The following is a 13,976-nucleotide window of genomic DNA, read 5'->3' as shown; positions in this document are numbered from 1 at the left end:
CGGTTTCAAGGCCCCACCCAGTCGGCCGGCCCGTCCCCTGCGGGGGCGGGCCGGTCGCCTGTCCGCTCCCTCAACCTGGAGGTCCAGCCGTGCAGTTGGAGAACTCGTTCATCGTCCCCGTCCCGATCGACGACGCCTGGCGGGTGCTGCTGGACATCGAGCGGATCGCCCCGTGCATGCCCGGCGCCGCCCTCGACTCCGTCACCGGTGACGACTTCACCGGCCGGGTCAAGGTCAAGCTCGGCCCGATCAACCTGACCTACGCCGGCAAGGCGTCCTTCATCGAGAAGGACGACGTCGCGCACAAGGCCGTCATCGACGCCCGCGGCAAGGACCAGCGCGGCAACGGCACCGCCGCCGCCGTCGTCACCGCCGTGCTCGCCGACGAGGGCTCCTCCACCCGGGTCAACGTGCTCACCGACCTCAACATCACCGGCCGGCCGGCCCAGTTCGGCCGCGGCGTGATGACCGACGTGGGCAACAAGCTGCTCGGCCAGTTCGCCGACCGGCTCGCCGCCCAGCTCGGCACCAGCGACGAGCAGCACGCCCTCGACCAGGCCGCCGCTGCCGAGCAGCAGGAGCCGACCGTCAAGGCCGCTGCCGCCGACGCCGCGCAGACCATGACCGGTGCCGCCGAGGAGGTCGCCGCGTCGGTGGCCTCCGTCGACGGGGACAACCCGGTCGCCGACGCCACCCGCAAGGCCGGCGAGGCCGCGTTCGACGCCGCGGCCACCGCGACGGACAAGCTCGCCGAGACCACGAAGGCCCCCACCAAGCCCCGTCCGGCGCCGCAGTCCGAGCCCGAGCCGATCGACCTGCTCGAGGTCGCCGGCGGCGCCGCCTTCACCCGGTTCGCGGCACCCGCCGCCGCCGTCGCGGTGCTCGGTATCCTGGTCGCGCTGATCGTCCGCCGCCGGCGCTGATCCCCCCGCCCGACAGGAAGCGCCCTCCTCGTCAGCTCTGCTGACGAGGAGGGCGCGTCTCGTCATCTAAGGGTGGGCAGCCAGGCGGTGACGGCGGCGGCGATCGCGGGCTGGTCGGGCTTGAGCGCGTGGTCCCCGCGGACGGCCACGACCCGCGCTGGGTGCCCGGCCAGGGCGGTGCGGACGTCGTCCGGGCCGCCGAAGGCGTCGGTGGCGCCCTGCACCACCAGCGTGGGGACGACGACGCCGGCCAGCTCGGCGATCCGGGTCTTCTCCGGCTTCCCCGGCGGGTGCAGTGGGAAGGCCAGGCACAGCACGCCCGCCGCACCCAGCTCGCCCGCCGTCCGGCAGGCCACCCGGGCGCCGGCGCTGCGGCCCCCGAACACGACCGGGCCGGCCAGCAGGTCCGCGCACGCGGCGTGCACCGCTCGCCAGCCCTCGTCCAGCCGTGGCGGCGCCGCGGCGATCCGCTTGCCGGCCACCCGCCACGGCTGCTCCACCCGCAGCACCCGCCAGCCCAGCGCGACCGCCGCTGTCGTCGTCGTCAGCAGGTCGGGGGCCTCGATGCCGCCGCCGGCGCCGTGCCCGAGCAGCAGCGTGCCCACCGGGGGGACGGCCGGGTCGTCGACGGTGACCCGGGCGGGGCCCAGGGGCGTGTCGACGTCCCGGCGGGTCACGCGGAGGCGGGCTTGGGCCTGCGCTGCAGCGGGGGCAGGGAGAAGCCGTCGGCGACGTGCGCGGCCAGCTCGAGGTAGGCCCGGCGGGCCGGCTCGCCGACCCGGTCCAGGTCGATCAGCCCACCGGTGACCAGGTGCTGGTCGTAGGGGATCTCCACCACGGCGCGGCACCGGGCGGCGAAGTGGTCGCGGACCATGTCCATGTCCACGTCACCGGTGTTCGGGCGCACGCTGGAGATGACCGCCACCGAGCGGGAGACCAGCTCCTCGTGGCCGTGCGCGATCAGCCAGTCCAGGGTCTTGCTGGCCCGGCTGGCGCCGTCGACCGACGGGGCGCCGACGACGACGAGGGAGTCGGCGATCGCCAGCGTGCCCGACATCGCCGAGTGCAGCAGGCCGGTGCCGGAGTCGGTGAGGATCAAGTTGAAGTACCGCGCCAGGATGTCGGCGACGGTCGTGTACTCCTCCTCGGAGAAGGCCTCCGAGAGCGCCGGGTCCTGGTCGCTGGCCAGCACCTGCAGCCGGCCGGCCAGCGAGGTGTAGGCCGAGACGTCGGTGAACGACCGGATCTGCGAGGCCCCGGCCAGCAGGTCGCGCACGGTCACGTCGGTGACGTTGGTCAGCCGCTCGGCCAGCGTGCCGGCGTCGGGGTTGGCGTCGACGGCGACCACCCGGTCACCGCGGTGGTGCGCCAGCGTCAGCCCGAGGCAGCAGGTGGTGGTGGTCTTGCCGATGCCGCCCTTGAGCGAGACGACGGCGATGCGGTTGCTGCCGCGCACCGGGGTGGTCACCCGGGCGACCATCGCGCGGTGCTCGATCTCGGCCGGTGACAGCCCCGGGTTGAAGCTGCCGCCCGAGGCCTTGTGCACGAACCGGCGCCAGCCGCGGGTGGGCGCCTGGGTGGTCTGCCGGAGAAGCGACTGGGAGGTCAGCGACGGCGGCGGACCGGGCGGCGGGAGCTGCGGCGGGCTGTGCCGCTGCCCGTGCTGCCCGCCCTGACCGGAGGGGCGGCTGTCGGGCTGCCACCCGGTGGTGCTGCCCTGGCTGCCCCAGCTGCCGGAGCCACCGGCCGGGGGCTGCTGGCCCCACGACTGCTGGCCGTTCTGCTGGGCGCCCTGCTGCGGCGGGGGCGGTGCGTACTGCTGCTGCGGTGCCGGCTGCTGCGGTGCCTGCTGCTGGGCCGGCGCGGGCTGCTCCCACGACGGCGGGTTGGCCGGCGGCTGCTCGGCCGGGCGCCAGGTCGGCTGGGGTGCGGGGGCGTCCGGGGTCTGCTCCCACGAGCGCTGGTCGCTGCGGTCCACACCGGCCTCCGCGTCGGCGGCCTGCTGCCAGGACGGCGGCTGCTGCCAGCTGGCGATCTGGTCGCGGGAGGCCTGCTCCCAGGAGCGGTCGTCGGTCGGGGTGCCCCAGGCCTGCGGCTCCGGGGTGGTGGGCTGCTGTCCGCTCTGCTCCCAGGACGGCTGCTCCCAGGTGGGCTGCTGCCACGAGGAGGACTGGTCGGCGGGCCAGGACTGCTCCCAGGAGCCGCCGCTGCCCGAGGACCCGGGGGCACCGCCGTCGAGCCGGATCTCCCGGGTCGACTCGGTGGGTCCTGCGTCGTCCCCGCCGGGGGACCAGCTCGCCACGGAGGCCTGCCAGCGGTCGCCGTCGGTGCGGCGCTCGGCGTCGTCCGAGGGCGCCGGTGCCCCCGATCCGTCTCCGGCGGGACCCGCGGCGTGGTCAGCGCGGGCGTCGTCAGGGCGGTCGGACACGGGTGGGCCCCCAGGTGGTCACTCGGTGTGCCGGCCCCTGCCGGCGCGTGATCACGCTAGTGCAGGGATGCGGTCCCGGCGCGTCCGATCACCCGACGGGGGAAGGCCAGGTCAGGCGTGGGAGTCGCGGTCCTCGGCGTCGCCGTGCGCCTCCACCACCCGGTCGGCGGCGTGCCGTCCGGGCGGGCCGGTGCGGCGCTGGTCGCGCTTCTCCTTCACGGCCCGGTAGACGAACCAGGCGACGGCACCGACGACGGCGACGTAGATCAGGTAGTCGACGTAGTGGAGGTAGTCGTTGACGACCGGGCCCAGGGCGACCCCCAGCCCGATCAGCAGGCTGTTCCAGATCAGCGACCCGGCCAGCGTGTAGAGCAGGAACTGCGGCCACGGCATCTTCACCACGCCCGCGGGCACCGACACGAAGCTGCGCACGATCGGCACCATCCGGCCGAAGAAGACCGCGGACCGGCCGTGCCGCACGAACCAGTCGAAGGTGCGGTCCACGTCCTCGGTCTTCACCAGCGGCAGCCGGTCGAGGAAGAGGTGCGAGCGACGGGGGCCCAACGAGCGGCCGATCTGGTACAGCACCGCCGCACCCAGGACGGACCCGATGGTGGCGGCCACGACCATCGGCACGAGCAGGCTCGTGTCCTCGCTGATCAGCACGCCGGCGAGACCGAGGACGGCCTCGCTGGGGATCGGCGGGACCACGGTCTCCAGCAGGATGGCGAACCCCACGCCCACGGGACCCAGGGTCTGGACCACGTCGAGCAACCACCCGGTGATGCCCCCCTGGTCGGCGTCGGCAGCGGCGGCGAGGACGGACATGCGCCCCACGGTATCGGCGTCGGGGCTCCCGGAGGCGGGGGCACTAGCGTCTGCGGGCATGCTGCAGCGCTTCACCGCCCGGGCCGTCGTCGTCGGGGACCGGGCCGGGACCGTCGTCCCCGATGCCGTGCTGGACGTCGAGGACGGCGTCATCACCTGGGTGGGGCCGGCCGCCGACGCCCCGGCCGCCCCGGAGGCCGACGTCCTCGCGCTGTCCGGCGTGCTCACCCCCGGCATGGTCAACACGCACTCGCACGCCCCGATGGTGCTGTTCCGCGGTCAGGGCGAGGGCCTGCCGCTGGACCGGTGGCTGCGCGAGGTCATGTGGCCGCGGGAGGCCCGGCTGACCCCCGACGACGTCGAGGTCGCGATGACCGCGGCGTCGGCGGAGATGCTCCGGCACGGGGTGACCACCAGCGTGGAGATGTACTTCCAGCCCGAGCGGATCGCCACCGCGGTGCGGGCCACCGGGGCGCGGGCGATCGTGGCCAACCCGCTCATCGGGCTGCCCGGGTTCGGCACCTTCGACGAGCAGCTGCAGACCGCGGTCACGCTGGCGGCGTCCGCGGACCCGCAGGTCGAGTTCGGCATCGGCCCGCACTCGGCCTACACCGTGCCGCTGGAGGTGCTCCGGGACGCCGCCACCGCGGCGCGGGAGCACGACCTGCTGCTGACCGTCCACGTCGCCGAGACCGCCACCGAGGGCGACGAGCTGCTCGCCACCCACGGGCTCAGCGTGCCGCAGCTGCTGGCCTCGAACGACGTCCTGGGCGGGCGGGTGCTGGGGAACCACTGCGTGCACATGGACGACGGCGACCTCGAGCTGTGGCGGGAGTACGACGTCGCCGTGGCGCACTGCCCCGGCTCGAACACCAAGCTGGCCAGCGGCACCGCCCGGCTGCGGGACATGCTCGACCTGGGCATCCGGGTCGGGATGGGCACCGACGGGCCGGCCTCCAACGACAACCTGGACCTCTTCGAGGACCTGCGGCTGGCCGCCCAGCTGGCCCGGCTGCGCGAGCGGGACGCCACCGCGATCACCGCGCCCGAGGCGTTCTGGCTGGCCACCGGCGCCGCTGCGGCCGCGATCGACCGGCCCGACCTGGGCCAGCTGTCGGTCGGCCGGCGGGCGGACCTGGTGCACGTGGACAGCGACGACATCGCCTTCGTCCCGGTCGCCGAGCCCGCCGACCTGCTCACCCACCTGGTCTGGTCGGTCGGCTCCCGGCACGTCCGCGACACCTGGGTCGCCGGCCGGCAGGTCGTCCGGGACGGCGTCTCGACCACGGTGGACGAGGCGGCGCTGCGGGCCCAGGTGCAGGAGCGGGCGCTCCGGTTGGCGGCCGAGGCCCGCGGGTGAGGCGGGCGGTCGTCGTCCTGGCGCTGCTGGCCACCGGCTGCGGCACCACCGTGGACGGAGATCCGACCCCGGTCGCCGTCTGTCCCGACGGCGGCGAGCCGGTGGACCTGGACGACGGCGTCACCCTCGCTGTCGGGGAGTGCGCGCTCCTGCCGGGCTTCGACACCCCCGCTGAGCGGTTCACCAGCGCGTCGTCCTCGGACGACGCCGTGCTGGCCCCCGACGGGGCCGACCCCCGGCTGTTCACCGGCCGGGCCCCCGGGGACGTCGTCGTGACCGTGCTCAGCTATTCGGCCGACTGCGACGAGGGGCCGTGCGCGACCGAGAACGACGACGTCGAGCTGCGGGTGACCGTCACCGGCTGACGGTCAGCGGTCGGCGAGGAACCCCGGCAGGGCGGTGACCAGACCGGCACAGGCCGCCTCGACCTGGGCGTAGACCGTCTCGAAGCCGTCGGGCCCGCCGCCGTAGGGGTCGGGCACCGACTGCCCGTCCGCGCCGTCGGGGTCGAAGTCGCGCAGCAGGACCACCCGGGGGTGGTCGGCGTCCCCGACCATCTCCTGCAGGTCGGCCAGGTTGCTGGTGTCCATCGCGACGAGCAGGTCGTACTGCTCGACGACGGCGGCGGTCATCTGCTGGGCGCGGTGGGTGTCGGGGTCCAGGCCCCGGGCGCGCAGCACCGCGGCCGAACCCGGGTCCATCGGGCCGCCGACGTGCCAGGCGCCGGTGCCCGCCGAGGTGACGACGACGTCGTCCGCGAGGCCCTCGTCCTCGACCATCCGCCGGAGCAGGACCTCGGCGATCGGGGAGCGGCAGATGTTGCCCAGGCAGACCATCGAGACGCGGTACGGGTCGGTAGCAGTGCTCACGAACCCAGTCTCTCCTGTCGGTGCCTGCTGGTAGACAGGACGCGTGGCAGAACCCCGTTCCGTCGATGAGTCCTTCCTGGCCCTCCCCCTCTCCGCGCTCACCGAGGCGGCCCTCACCCGGGCCGTCGACCTGGGCTGCGAGCACGCCGACATCCGCGTCGAGCGCATCCGCACCCAGACGCTCCGGCTGAGGGACGCACGGGTCGAGGCCGCTGCCGACGGCGAGGACCTCGGTCTCGCCGTCCGGGTCGTGCACGAGGGCACCTGGGGCTTCGCCGCCGGGGTCGTGCTGACCGCCGCGGAGGCGGTCCGGCTGGCCGAGGAGGCCGTCGTGGTCGCGCAGGTCTCGGCGGCGGTGAACACCGACCGGGTGGAGCTGGCCCCCGAGCCGGTGTACCCCGACGCCGAGTGGGTCTCGGCCTACGAGATCGACCCGTTCGCCGTCCCCGAGGCGGAGAAGACCGGGCTGATGGTCGAGCTGTCCGAGCGGCTGCTGGCCGCCGACGGCGTCGAGCACGTGCAGTCCGACGTGATGGCCGTCAAGGAACAGAAGTGGTACGCCGACACCGCCGGCACCCGCACCCGGCAGCAGCGGGTGCGCATCCACCCGACCTTCACCGCGCTGACCGTCGACCGGTCCACCGGTGCCTTCGAGTCGATGCGCACGCTGGCCCCGCCGGCCGGGCGCGGGTGGGAGTACCTCACCGGTTCCACGTGGAACTGGGGGGCCGAGCTCGCCGAGATCCCCGAGCTGCTGCGGGAGAAGACGAAGGCCCCGAGCGTCGAGCCGGGCCGCTACGACCTCGTCGTCGACCCCTCGAACCTGTTCCTCACCATCCACGAGTCGATCGGACACGCCACCGAGCTCGACCGGGCGCTGGGCTACGAGGCCGCCTACGCCGGCACCTCGTTCGCCACCGTCGACAAGCTCGGCAGCCTGCAGTACGGCTCGCCGCTGATGAACGTCACCGGTGACCGCACCGCCGAGCACGGGCTGTCCACCGTCGGCTACGACGACGAGGGCGTCGCCGGCCAGCAGTGGGACATCGTGAAGGACGGCGTGCTCGTCGGCTACCAGATCGACCGCAACATGGCCCGGCTCCAGGGCATGGGCCGCTCCAACGGCTGCGCCTTCGCCGACAGCGCCGCGCACGTGCCGGTGCAGCGGATGGCCAACGTGAGCCTGCAGCCCGACCCCGACGGCCCCTCCACCGAGGAGCTCATCGCCGGCGTCGACCGCGGCGTCTACGTGGTCGGCGACAAGAGCTGGTCGATCGACATGCAGCGCTACAACTTCCAGTTCACCGGCCAGCGGTTCTACAAGATCGAGGGCGGGAAGCTGGCCGGCCAGCTCAAGGACGTCGCCTACCAGGCCACGACCACCGACTTCTGGGGCTCGATGAGCCGGGTCGGCGGGCCGGAGACCTACGTCCTGGGCGGGGCGTTCAACTGCGGCAAGGCCCAGCCCGGGCAGGTCGCGCCGGTCAGCCACGGCTGCCCGAGCGCGTTGTTCGAGAACACGACCATCCTCAACACGGTGCAGGAGGGCGGCCAGTGAGCGTCATGACCGCACAGCAGATCGTCGAGGCCGCACTCGCCGCCTCCACCGTCGACGGGCAGGTCGTCTACGTCGTCGACAGCTCCGAGGCCAACCTCCGGTGGGCCAGCAACAGCCTCACCACCAACGGGGCGATGCGCTCCCGCCAGGTCGTCGTCATCAGCTTCGTCGACGGTGGGGCCGGGATGGCCGCGGGCACCGTGGCCCGGACCGGCACCCCCGACGTCGCCGAGCTGGTCGCGGCCAGTGAGCAGGCCGCCCGCGATGCCGGCCCGGCCGAGGACGCCATGCCGCTCATCGGTGACGTCCCGGCCGGGTCGGGGGAGTGGGACGCCGAGCCCGCCACCACCTCGATCGAGGTCTTCCGCGAGTTCGCCCCCGCGTTGGGGCAGGCGTTCGGTGCGGCCGGGGCGCGCGACGAGCTGCTGTTCGGGTTCGCCGAGCACCAGATGGCCACCACCTACGTCGGCACCTCCACCGGGCTGCGGCTGCGGCACGACCAGCCCACCGGCCGGGTCGAGCTGAACGGCAAGAGCCGGGACTTCGCCCGCTCGGTGTGGGCCGGGGTCGGCACCCGCGACTTCTCCGACGTCTCGATCGAGGCGCTGGCCGCCGAGGTCGAGCAGAAGCTGGCCTGGTCCCAGCGCCGGGTCGACCTGCCCGCCGGGCGGTACGAGACGCTGCTGCCGCCCTCCACGGTGAGCGACCTGCTGATCTACGCCTACTGGACGATGGAGGCCCGCGACGCCGACGAGGGCCGCAACGTCTACGCGAAGACCGGGGGCGGCAACCGGATCGGCGAGCGCATCTGCGCCCTCCCGCTGACGCTGCGCAGCGACCCCGACGAGCCGGGCCTGGAGTGCTCGCCGTTCCAGGTGGTCGGCGGGTCCTCGGGCATGGCCTCGGTCTTCGACAACGGGATGGCCACGCCGGCGATCGACTGGATCTCCGGCGGGGTGCTCACCAACCTGATCCGCCCGCGCGCCTGGGCGCTGCAGCAGACCGCGCCGGCCACCGCGGCGCTGGACAACCTGGTGCTGGAGGACCCCACCTCGACGGTGACGACGGAGGAGATGATCGCCTCCACCGAGCGCGGGCTGCTCCTCACCACGCTCTGGTACATCCGCGAGGTCGACCCGCAGTCGCTGCTGCTCACCGGTCTCACCCGTGACGGTGTCTTCCTGATCGAGGACGGCGAGGTGACCGGGGCGGTGAACAACTTCCGGTTCAACGAGTCCCCGGTCTCCCTGCTCGGCCGGGCCACCCAGGCCTCCCGCACCGAGCGCACCCTGCCCCGGGAGTGGAACGACTTCTTCACCCGGGCGGCCATGCCGATGTTGCGGGTGCCGGACTTCAACATGAGCTCGGTGTCGCCGGCCAGCTGACGCCGGGCAGCACGGAGGGGCCGGTCCGCTGGGTGCGGACCGGCCCCTCGTGCGTGCGGTGCGGCCTCAGACCTCCTGCAGCCGGCGACGGCGCGAGGCCGTCGTCAGGCCGAGACCCGCAGCCAGGGCCAGCAGGCCCAGGGCGAACGGGGCACCGAGGTCGGCACCGGTGTAGGCCAGCTCGGCATCGGACGCCGAGCTGTGGGTGACCGCGGCCGGGGCGGTGCGCCCGGTCGAGACCACGTGGGCGGCCGAGGCGGCCGCGGGGTGGACGACCGTCACCGGGTGGGCAGCCGGCGCGGTGGCCGGGTGCTCAGCGGGGGCGGCGGGCTGGGCCGGGGTCACGGGCTCAGCCGGGGTGGTGGGCTCGGTCGGGTGCTCCGAGCCGGGGGCGGGGCAGGTGCCGACGCAACCGCCACCGGCGGTGGTGTCGCCGTGCGCGTCGACGACGATCACGGCGTCGCCACCGTTGCCGCCGGTGCTGGTGTTGGTGGCTGCGCCGGTGGTGGTGACGGGGTTGCAGTTCTCGTGGCTCTTGTAGTTGAAGCACACGACGACCACGGTGGCCTCGCTGGAGGCGTAGCCGAGGTTCCGGCCGGAGCCGCCCTGGGCGTTGCCGCTGTTGATCGCCGTGTTCCCGACGGCCGTGCCGCCACCGGCGCGGACGCCCGCGACGACCTCGGTGCCGGCCGAGCTGGAGCCGCCGAAGGAGACGGCCTCGGAGGAGCCGGAGACCGCACCGCGGGTCGCGGTGCCGCCGCCGGCGCTGGTGTTGCCGCTGGCGGAGACGGCGATGGTGCCGTTCCCGCCGTTGCCGCCGGTGCTGGTGTTGGTGGCTGCGCCGGTGGTGGTGACGGGGTTGCAGTTGTGGTCGCTCTTGTAGTTGAAGCAGACGACCGTGACCGAGGCGCCGCTGTAGGCCGAGCCCAGGTTGTAGCCGTTGCCGCCGCGGGCGTTGCCCTCGTTCAGGGCCAGGTTGCCCTGGGCGGTGCCGCCGCCGGCCCGGACCGGGGCGGTGACGACGGTGCCGGCGCTGGCGCCGCCGAGGCCGACGGCCTCGGAGGTGCCGGTGGTGGAGCCACCGGTGGCGGTGCCGCCGCCGGCGCTGGTGGTCCCGCTGGCGGAGACGGCGATGGTGCCGTTCCCGCCGTTGCCCCCGGTGCTGGTGTTGGTGGCTGCGCCGGTGGTGGTGACGGGGTTGCAGTTGTGGTCGCTCTTGTAGTTGAAGCAGACGACGACGACGGTGGCGCCGCTGTGGGCCGAGCCGACGTTGGAGCCGTTGCCACCCTGGGCGCTGCCGCTGGTGATGGCGTCGTTGCCGATGGCGTCGCCGCCGCCGGCGCGGACCGGGGCGGTGACGACGGTGCCGGCGCCGGTGCCGCCGAAGCCGACGGCCTCGGAGGTGCCGGTGGTGGACCCGCCGGTGGCGGTGCCGCCGCCGGCCGTGGTGGTGCCGGTCGCGACGACGGTGATCGTGCCCGCGCCGCCGTTGCCGCCGGTGCTGGTGTTGGTCACCGCGCCGGTCGTGGTGACCGGGTTGCAGGCGCTGTGGCTCTTGTAGTTGAAGCACACGACGGTGACGACGGCGCCGCTGGTGGCCGAGCCGACGTTGTCGCCCGCCCCACCCGTGGCGTTGCCGTCGTTGCCGGCGAGCTGGCCCTCGGCGGTGCCGCCGCCTGCCCGCACCGGGGTGGAGACGACGGTCCCGGCCACGCTGTCGTACTCGTAGCCGTTGACCCGCAGCCACTCGAGGAAGTCGCCGAAGTCGACGCTCTCCGCGCTGGCCGTCACGCTCCCGCCGGTGGCGGTCCCGCCACCGGCCGTGGTGTTCCCGCTGGCGCCCACGACGATCGTGCCCGCGCCGCCGTTGCCGCCGGTGCTGGTGTTGGTCGCCCCGCCGACGGTCGTGGTCGGGCTGCAGTTGCCGTCGCTGTGCAGGTCCTCGCAGCCGACACCGACGCCGGCCCCGCTGGTCGCCGACCCGGCGTTGCCGCCGGCGCCGCCGGTGGCGTTGCCGCCGTTGCCGGCCAGGGTGCCCGTGGCCGTGCCGCCGCCGGCGGTGACCGGAGCGCTGACCCCGGTCGAGGCCCCGGTGTCCGAGCTGCCTCCGCCGGTGCCCACGGACTCCGAGGACGCCGTGACAGCAGGTGCACTCGCGGTGCCCCCGCCCGCCGCGGTGTCCCCACTGGAGGTCACCGCGACGGAGCCGGCGCCGCCGTTGCCGCCGGTGCTGGTGTTGATGGCCGGTCCGACGCTGGTCGTCGGTGAGCCGTTCCCGTCGCTGTGCACGTTCGTCGCCTCGACGGCGACGGTCGCGCTGCTGGTGGCGGAGCCTGCGTTGCTGCCGGCCCCACCGGTGGCGTCACCGGTGTTCTCGGCGGTGGTGCCCTCGGCGCTGCCGCCCGGGGCGGAGACACCTGCGTCCACGACGGTGACCGCGGTCCCGTCGGTGGAGCTGGAGGTCGCGGTGACCTCCTCGGCGCTGGCCGCCGCCTGACCGAGGAGGAAGAGCCCCCCGGCCATGGTGGCGACGGCCAGGCCGTTGCGCACAGTTCGGTTCATCTGGGTCGTCCTTCTGCCGGGTGCGCACCGTTGCGCACCGCTGGGTGATGGGAGGAGCGGCACTGCGAGGCGCTCGCCGGGTTCGGCGGGGTGCCCCCCGTGGGCACGCCGAGTCGGGCAGCGAGGGCCGGGCGGCCGACTCAGTCGGGGCGGGAACCCGGGTCGTCGTCGGTGGCGACGACGGGGGCCACGGCGGCGAGGGTGCGCGCGGTGGCGGTCCCGGCCTCGGGGGCGGGGACGGCTGTGGTGAGGACGGCGAGGGCCTGGTCCCCGGTGGCACCGGAGCCCTGCCCGGGCCCGGCGGTGGTCGAGGTGGCGCAGCCGACGGCGACAGCGAGGGGCGCGCCGGGCGAGCCGGGCACCGGGGGTGCCATCGGGCCGGTGGGGTCGCCGGGGCCGGGGCCGGGGCCGGGGTCGGCGTTCGGGAGCAGCGCCGGGCCGGGGGCGATCTCGGTCTGCTCCGTGAGGGCCGTGTGCCCGGTCGGGGTGTCGTCGCCCGCCGGCCGGGTGTGCCGGCCGGTGCCGGTCCGGGACGACGGGTCGGCGGTCGCGCCCGTCCCGGTGGGGACGCCGCACTCGGCGGCCGGCAGAGCGGTGCCGACCGTGGTGCCCGGCGGTGTGCCATCGGCCGGGACCACGGTGGGTGCTGCCTGGTCGGCGGCCGCCTGGTCGGCGACGACCTGGTCGGCGGCCTCGGTGGTCGTCGTCCCGGCGGGGTCGGCAGCGGGCTCGACGGACGGACCTGCCACGGGTGCCTCGGCCGGGGCGAGGCCCGCATCGGGGGCGGGCCCCGCATCCGGCACGGGTGCGGGGGCCGGTGTGGCCGTGGGGTCGGGCGCGGGATCGGACGGGACCTCCGGTGCCGGGGCAGGGTCCTCCTGCACAGCCGACAGCACGACGCTGGAGGTCGCGGCCGGACCGGTGTCCGTGCCGGTCAGGGGGTCGTCCACCGGTGCCGACACGGCAGGAGGGTCCTCGGGGGCCGCCTCCGTGGGCGTCTCGACGGGGTCGGTCGGCGTCTCCTCGACGGTCTCCGCGGGTGCGGTCGACTCCTCGGACTGGGCCGCCGCCGCCGTGTCCGGCGCGGGTGCCTCGTCCGCGGACGCGGGCCCGCCGAGGGCGGTGAGGGCCGCCGCCGACCCCAGCCCGAGCACGGCTCCGGTGAGCAGGCGTCGGGTCCACGGCCGACCCCGGGACGGCGGTCGGCCGCCCTCGGGGAGATCGGCCTCGAACACGGGGCGAAAGCTAGGGAGCGCACCCGCAGATCACCAGGAGTAGTGAGATGCAGGGCACAATGACGGCGTGTCGGGCCCGTTGGCTCGACGAACCGTTCCGTCTCGAACACGCAGGGTGAGATGGACAGAGAACCGGCTCGACGTGGTACCGCAGGTGGTATCACCCGGACGGCGTACCGGGGGGTGCGAGATGGCGATGACGCTGCGACTGACGGCGGCCCAGACCGAGGCGCTGCGGAGACGGGCGCGGGCCGAGCACGTGTCCATGCAGGACGTGGCGAAGCGGGCGCTCGAGGACTACCTGGCCCTGCACGACGAGGCGACGCCGCTGGACCTCGTGCTCGACACGGAGCTGGACCGGCACGGGGCCGCGCTCCGGGAGCTGGCCCGGTGGCGGGACTGACGGTCGCGGACCTCCTGCAGATCGCCGAGCGGGTGGTCGGACCGGAGGTCCGGATCCGGGACCGGGGTCTCCTCGTGGCGGCGCTGGCCCGGGTCGAGGCCACCGACGGCGACGAGGACGTCTACGGCTCCACCGCGGAGAAGGCGGCCGCGCTGCTGCACTCCCTGGTCACGGCCTCGGCGCTGGCCGAGGGCAACCGGCCCTTCGCGCTGGCCGCGGCGCTGACCCTCATGGCGATGGCCGGCGAGCCGTCGGCGGTCTCCGACGAGGACGCCGTCGCCCTGGTCACCGAGATCGTCACCGGCCGGGTGGAGGCGGTCCCCGTGATCGCCCACCGGCTGGCGGGGCGCTGAGCAGGACACACGCCCGTCACGCGAGCGGGGGGTCGGCGCCGCACACGTAACGACATCTCGTTCCCGACGTCA

The 13,976-nt window shown here is 74.8% G+C and carries 13 protein-coding genes; 7 read left to right on the top strand and 6 right to left on the bottom strand.

Annotation, left to right across the window (positions count from 1 at the left end):
• Positions 1-89: 89 nt before the first annotated feature.
• The gene (locus F1C76_08675; GenBank protein ID QNG36658.1) at positions 90-923 is read left to right on the top strand and encodes a carbon monoxide dehydrogenase; all 834 of its coding nucleotides are present in this window, start codon (positions 90-92) and stop codon (positions 921-923) included.
• Positions 924-985: 62 nt separating this feature from the next.
• On the opposite strand, the gene F1C76_08670 is transcribed toward F1C76_08675, so the two are convergent.
• The 3 genes from F1C76_08670 to F1C76_08660 form a co-directional block, all read right to left on the bottom strand.
• Positions 986-1,600 carry a hypothetical protein gene (locus F1C76_08670; protein ID QNG36657.1) on the bottom strand — a complete coding sequence of 205 codons (615 nt, stop codon included), beginning with the start codon at positions 1,598-1,600 and terminating at the stop codon, positions 986-988.
• Entirely contained in the window at positions 1,597-3,351 is a 1,755-nt protein-coding gene (locus F1C76_08665; GenBank protein QNG36656.1) for an AAA family ATPase, read from the bottom strand. The genes F1C76_08670 and F1C76_08665 overlap by 4 nt, the downstream gene beginning before the upstream one ends.
• Positions 3,352-3,462: 111 nt before the next feature.
• A complete protein-coding gene (locus tag F1C76_08660; protein ID QNG36655.1) occupies positions 3,463-4,179 on the bottom strand; it encodes a DedA family protein in 717 nt (238 codons plus the stop codon).
• 58 nt (positions 4,180-4,237) lie between these two features.
• Here F1C76_08660 and F1C76_08655 point away from each other — a divergent pair, with 58 nt between their 5' ends.
• Both F1C76_08655 and F1C76_08650 read left to right on the top strand, forming a co-directional pair.
• Positions 4,238-5,539: an amidohydrolase family protein gene (locus tag F1C76_08655; protein QNG36654.1), complete on the top strand. Its 1,302-nt coding sequence runs from the start codon at positions 4,238-4,240 to the stop codon at positions 5,537-5,539.
• Positions 5,536-5,904 (top strand): hypothetical protein, encoded by a 369-nt coding sequence (locus F1C76_08650; protein QNG36653.1) that lies wholly within the window; start codon positions 5,536-5,538, stop codon positions 5,902-5,904. Before F1C76_08655 ends, F1C76_08650 begins: the two co-directional genes overlap by 4 nt.
• Before the next feature lie 3 nt (positions 5,905-5,907).
• Here the strand turns inward: F1C76_08650 and F1C76_08645 are convergent, their stop codons facing one another.
• The gene (locus F1C76_08645) at positions 5,908-6,375 is read right to left on the bottom strand and encodes a low molecular weight phosphotyrosine protein phosphatase (protein QNG39110.1); all 468 of its coding nucleotides are present in this window, start codon (positions 6,373-6,375) and stop codon (positions 5,908-5,910) included.
• 76 nt (positions 6,376-6,451) lie between these two features.
• On the opposite strand from F1C76_08645, the gene F1C76_08640 reads away from it, so the two are divergent.
• A complete protein-coding gene (locus F1C76_08640; GenBank protein ID QNG36652.1) occupies positions 6,452-7,966 on the top strand; it encodes a TldD/PmbA family protein in 1,515 nt (504 codons plus the stop codon).
• Between the two features lie 5 nt (positions 7,967-7,971).
• Positions 7,972-9,351 carry a TldD/PmbA family protein gene (locus F1C76_08635; GenBank protein QNG36651.1) on the top strand — a complete coding sequence of 460 codons (1,380 nt, stop codon included), beginning with the start codon at positions 7,972-7,974 and terminating at the stop codon, positions 9,349-9,351.
• Between the two features lie 66 nt (positions 9,352-9,417).
• Here F1C76_08635 and F1C76_08630 read toward each other — a convergent pair whose 3' ends face one another.
• Both F1C76_08630 and F1C76_08625 read right to left on the bottom strand, forming a co-directional pair.
• On the bottom strand, positions 9,418-11,913 hold the full coding sequence (locus tag F1C76_08630; GenBank protein QNG36650.1) for a hypothetical protein: 2,496 nt from the start codon (positions 11,911-11,913) through the stop codon (positions 9,418-9,420).
• Between the two features lie 140 nt (positions 11,914-12,053).
• Positions 12,054-13,148 (bottom strand): hypothetical protein, encoded by a 1,095-nt coding sequence (locus F1C76_08625; protein ID QNG36649.1) that lies wholly within the window; start codon positions 13,146-13,148, stop codon positions 12,054-12,056.
• Between the two features lie 196 nt (positions 13,149-13,344).
• Between F1C76_08625 and F1C76_08620 the strand changes: the two genes are divergently transcribed.
• Together F1C76_08620 and F1C76_08615 are read left to right on the top strand one after the other, a co-directional pair.
• A complete protein-coding gene (locus F1C76_08620) occupies positions 13,345-13,551 on the top strand; it encodes a hypothetical protein (GenBank protein ID QNG36648.1) in 207 nt (68 codons plus the stop codon).
• Positions 13,539-13,904, top strand: coding sequence for a type II toxin-antitoxin system death-on-curing family toxin (locus tag F1C76_08615; GenBank protein QNG36647.1), 366 nt, complete (start codon positions 13,539-13,541; stop codon positions 13,902-13,904). The genes F1C76_08620 and F1C76_08615 overlap by 13 nt, the downstream gene beginning before the upstream one ends.
• Positions 13,905-13,976: the final 72 nt, after the last annotated feature.

The sequence above is a fragment of the Geodermatophilaceae bacterium NBWT11 genome, assembly GCA_014218215.1.
Taxonomy (GTDB): domain Bacteria; phylum Actinomycetota; class Actinomycetes; order Mycobacteriales; family Geodermatophilaceae; genus Klenkia.
The sequence above is the reverse complement of the archived record's forward strand: the minus strand, read 5'-3'. Positions and strand labels throughout refer to the sequence as shown.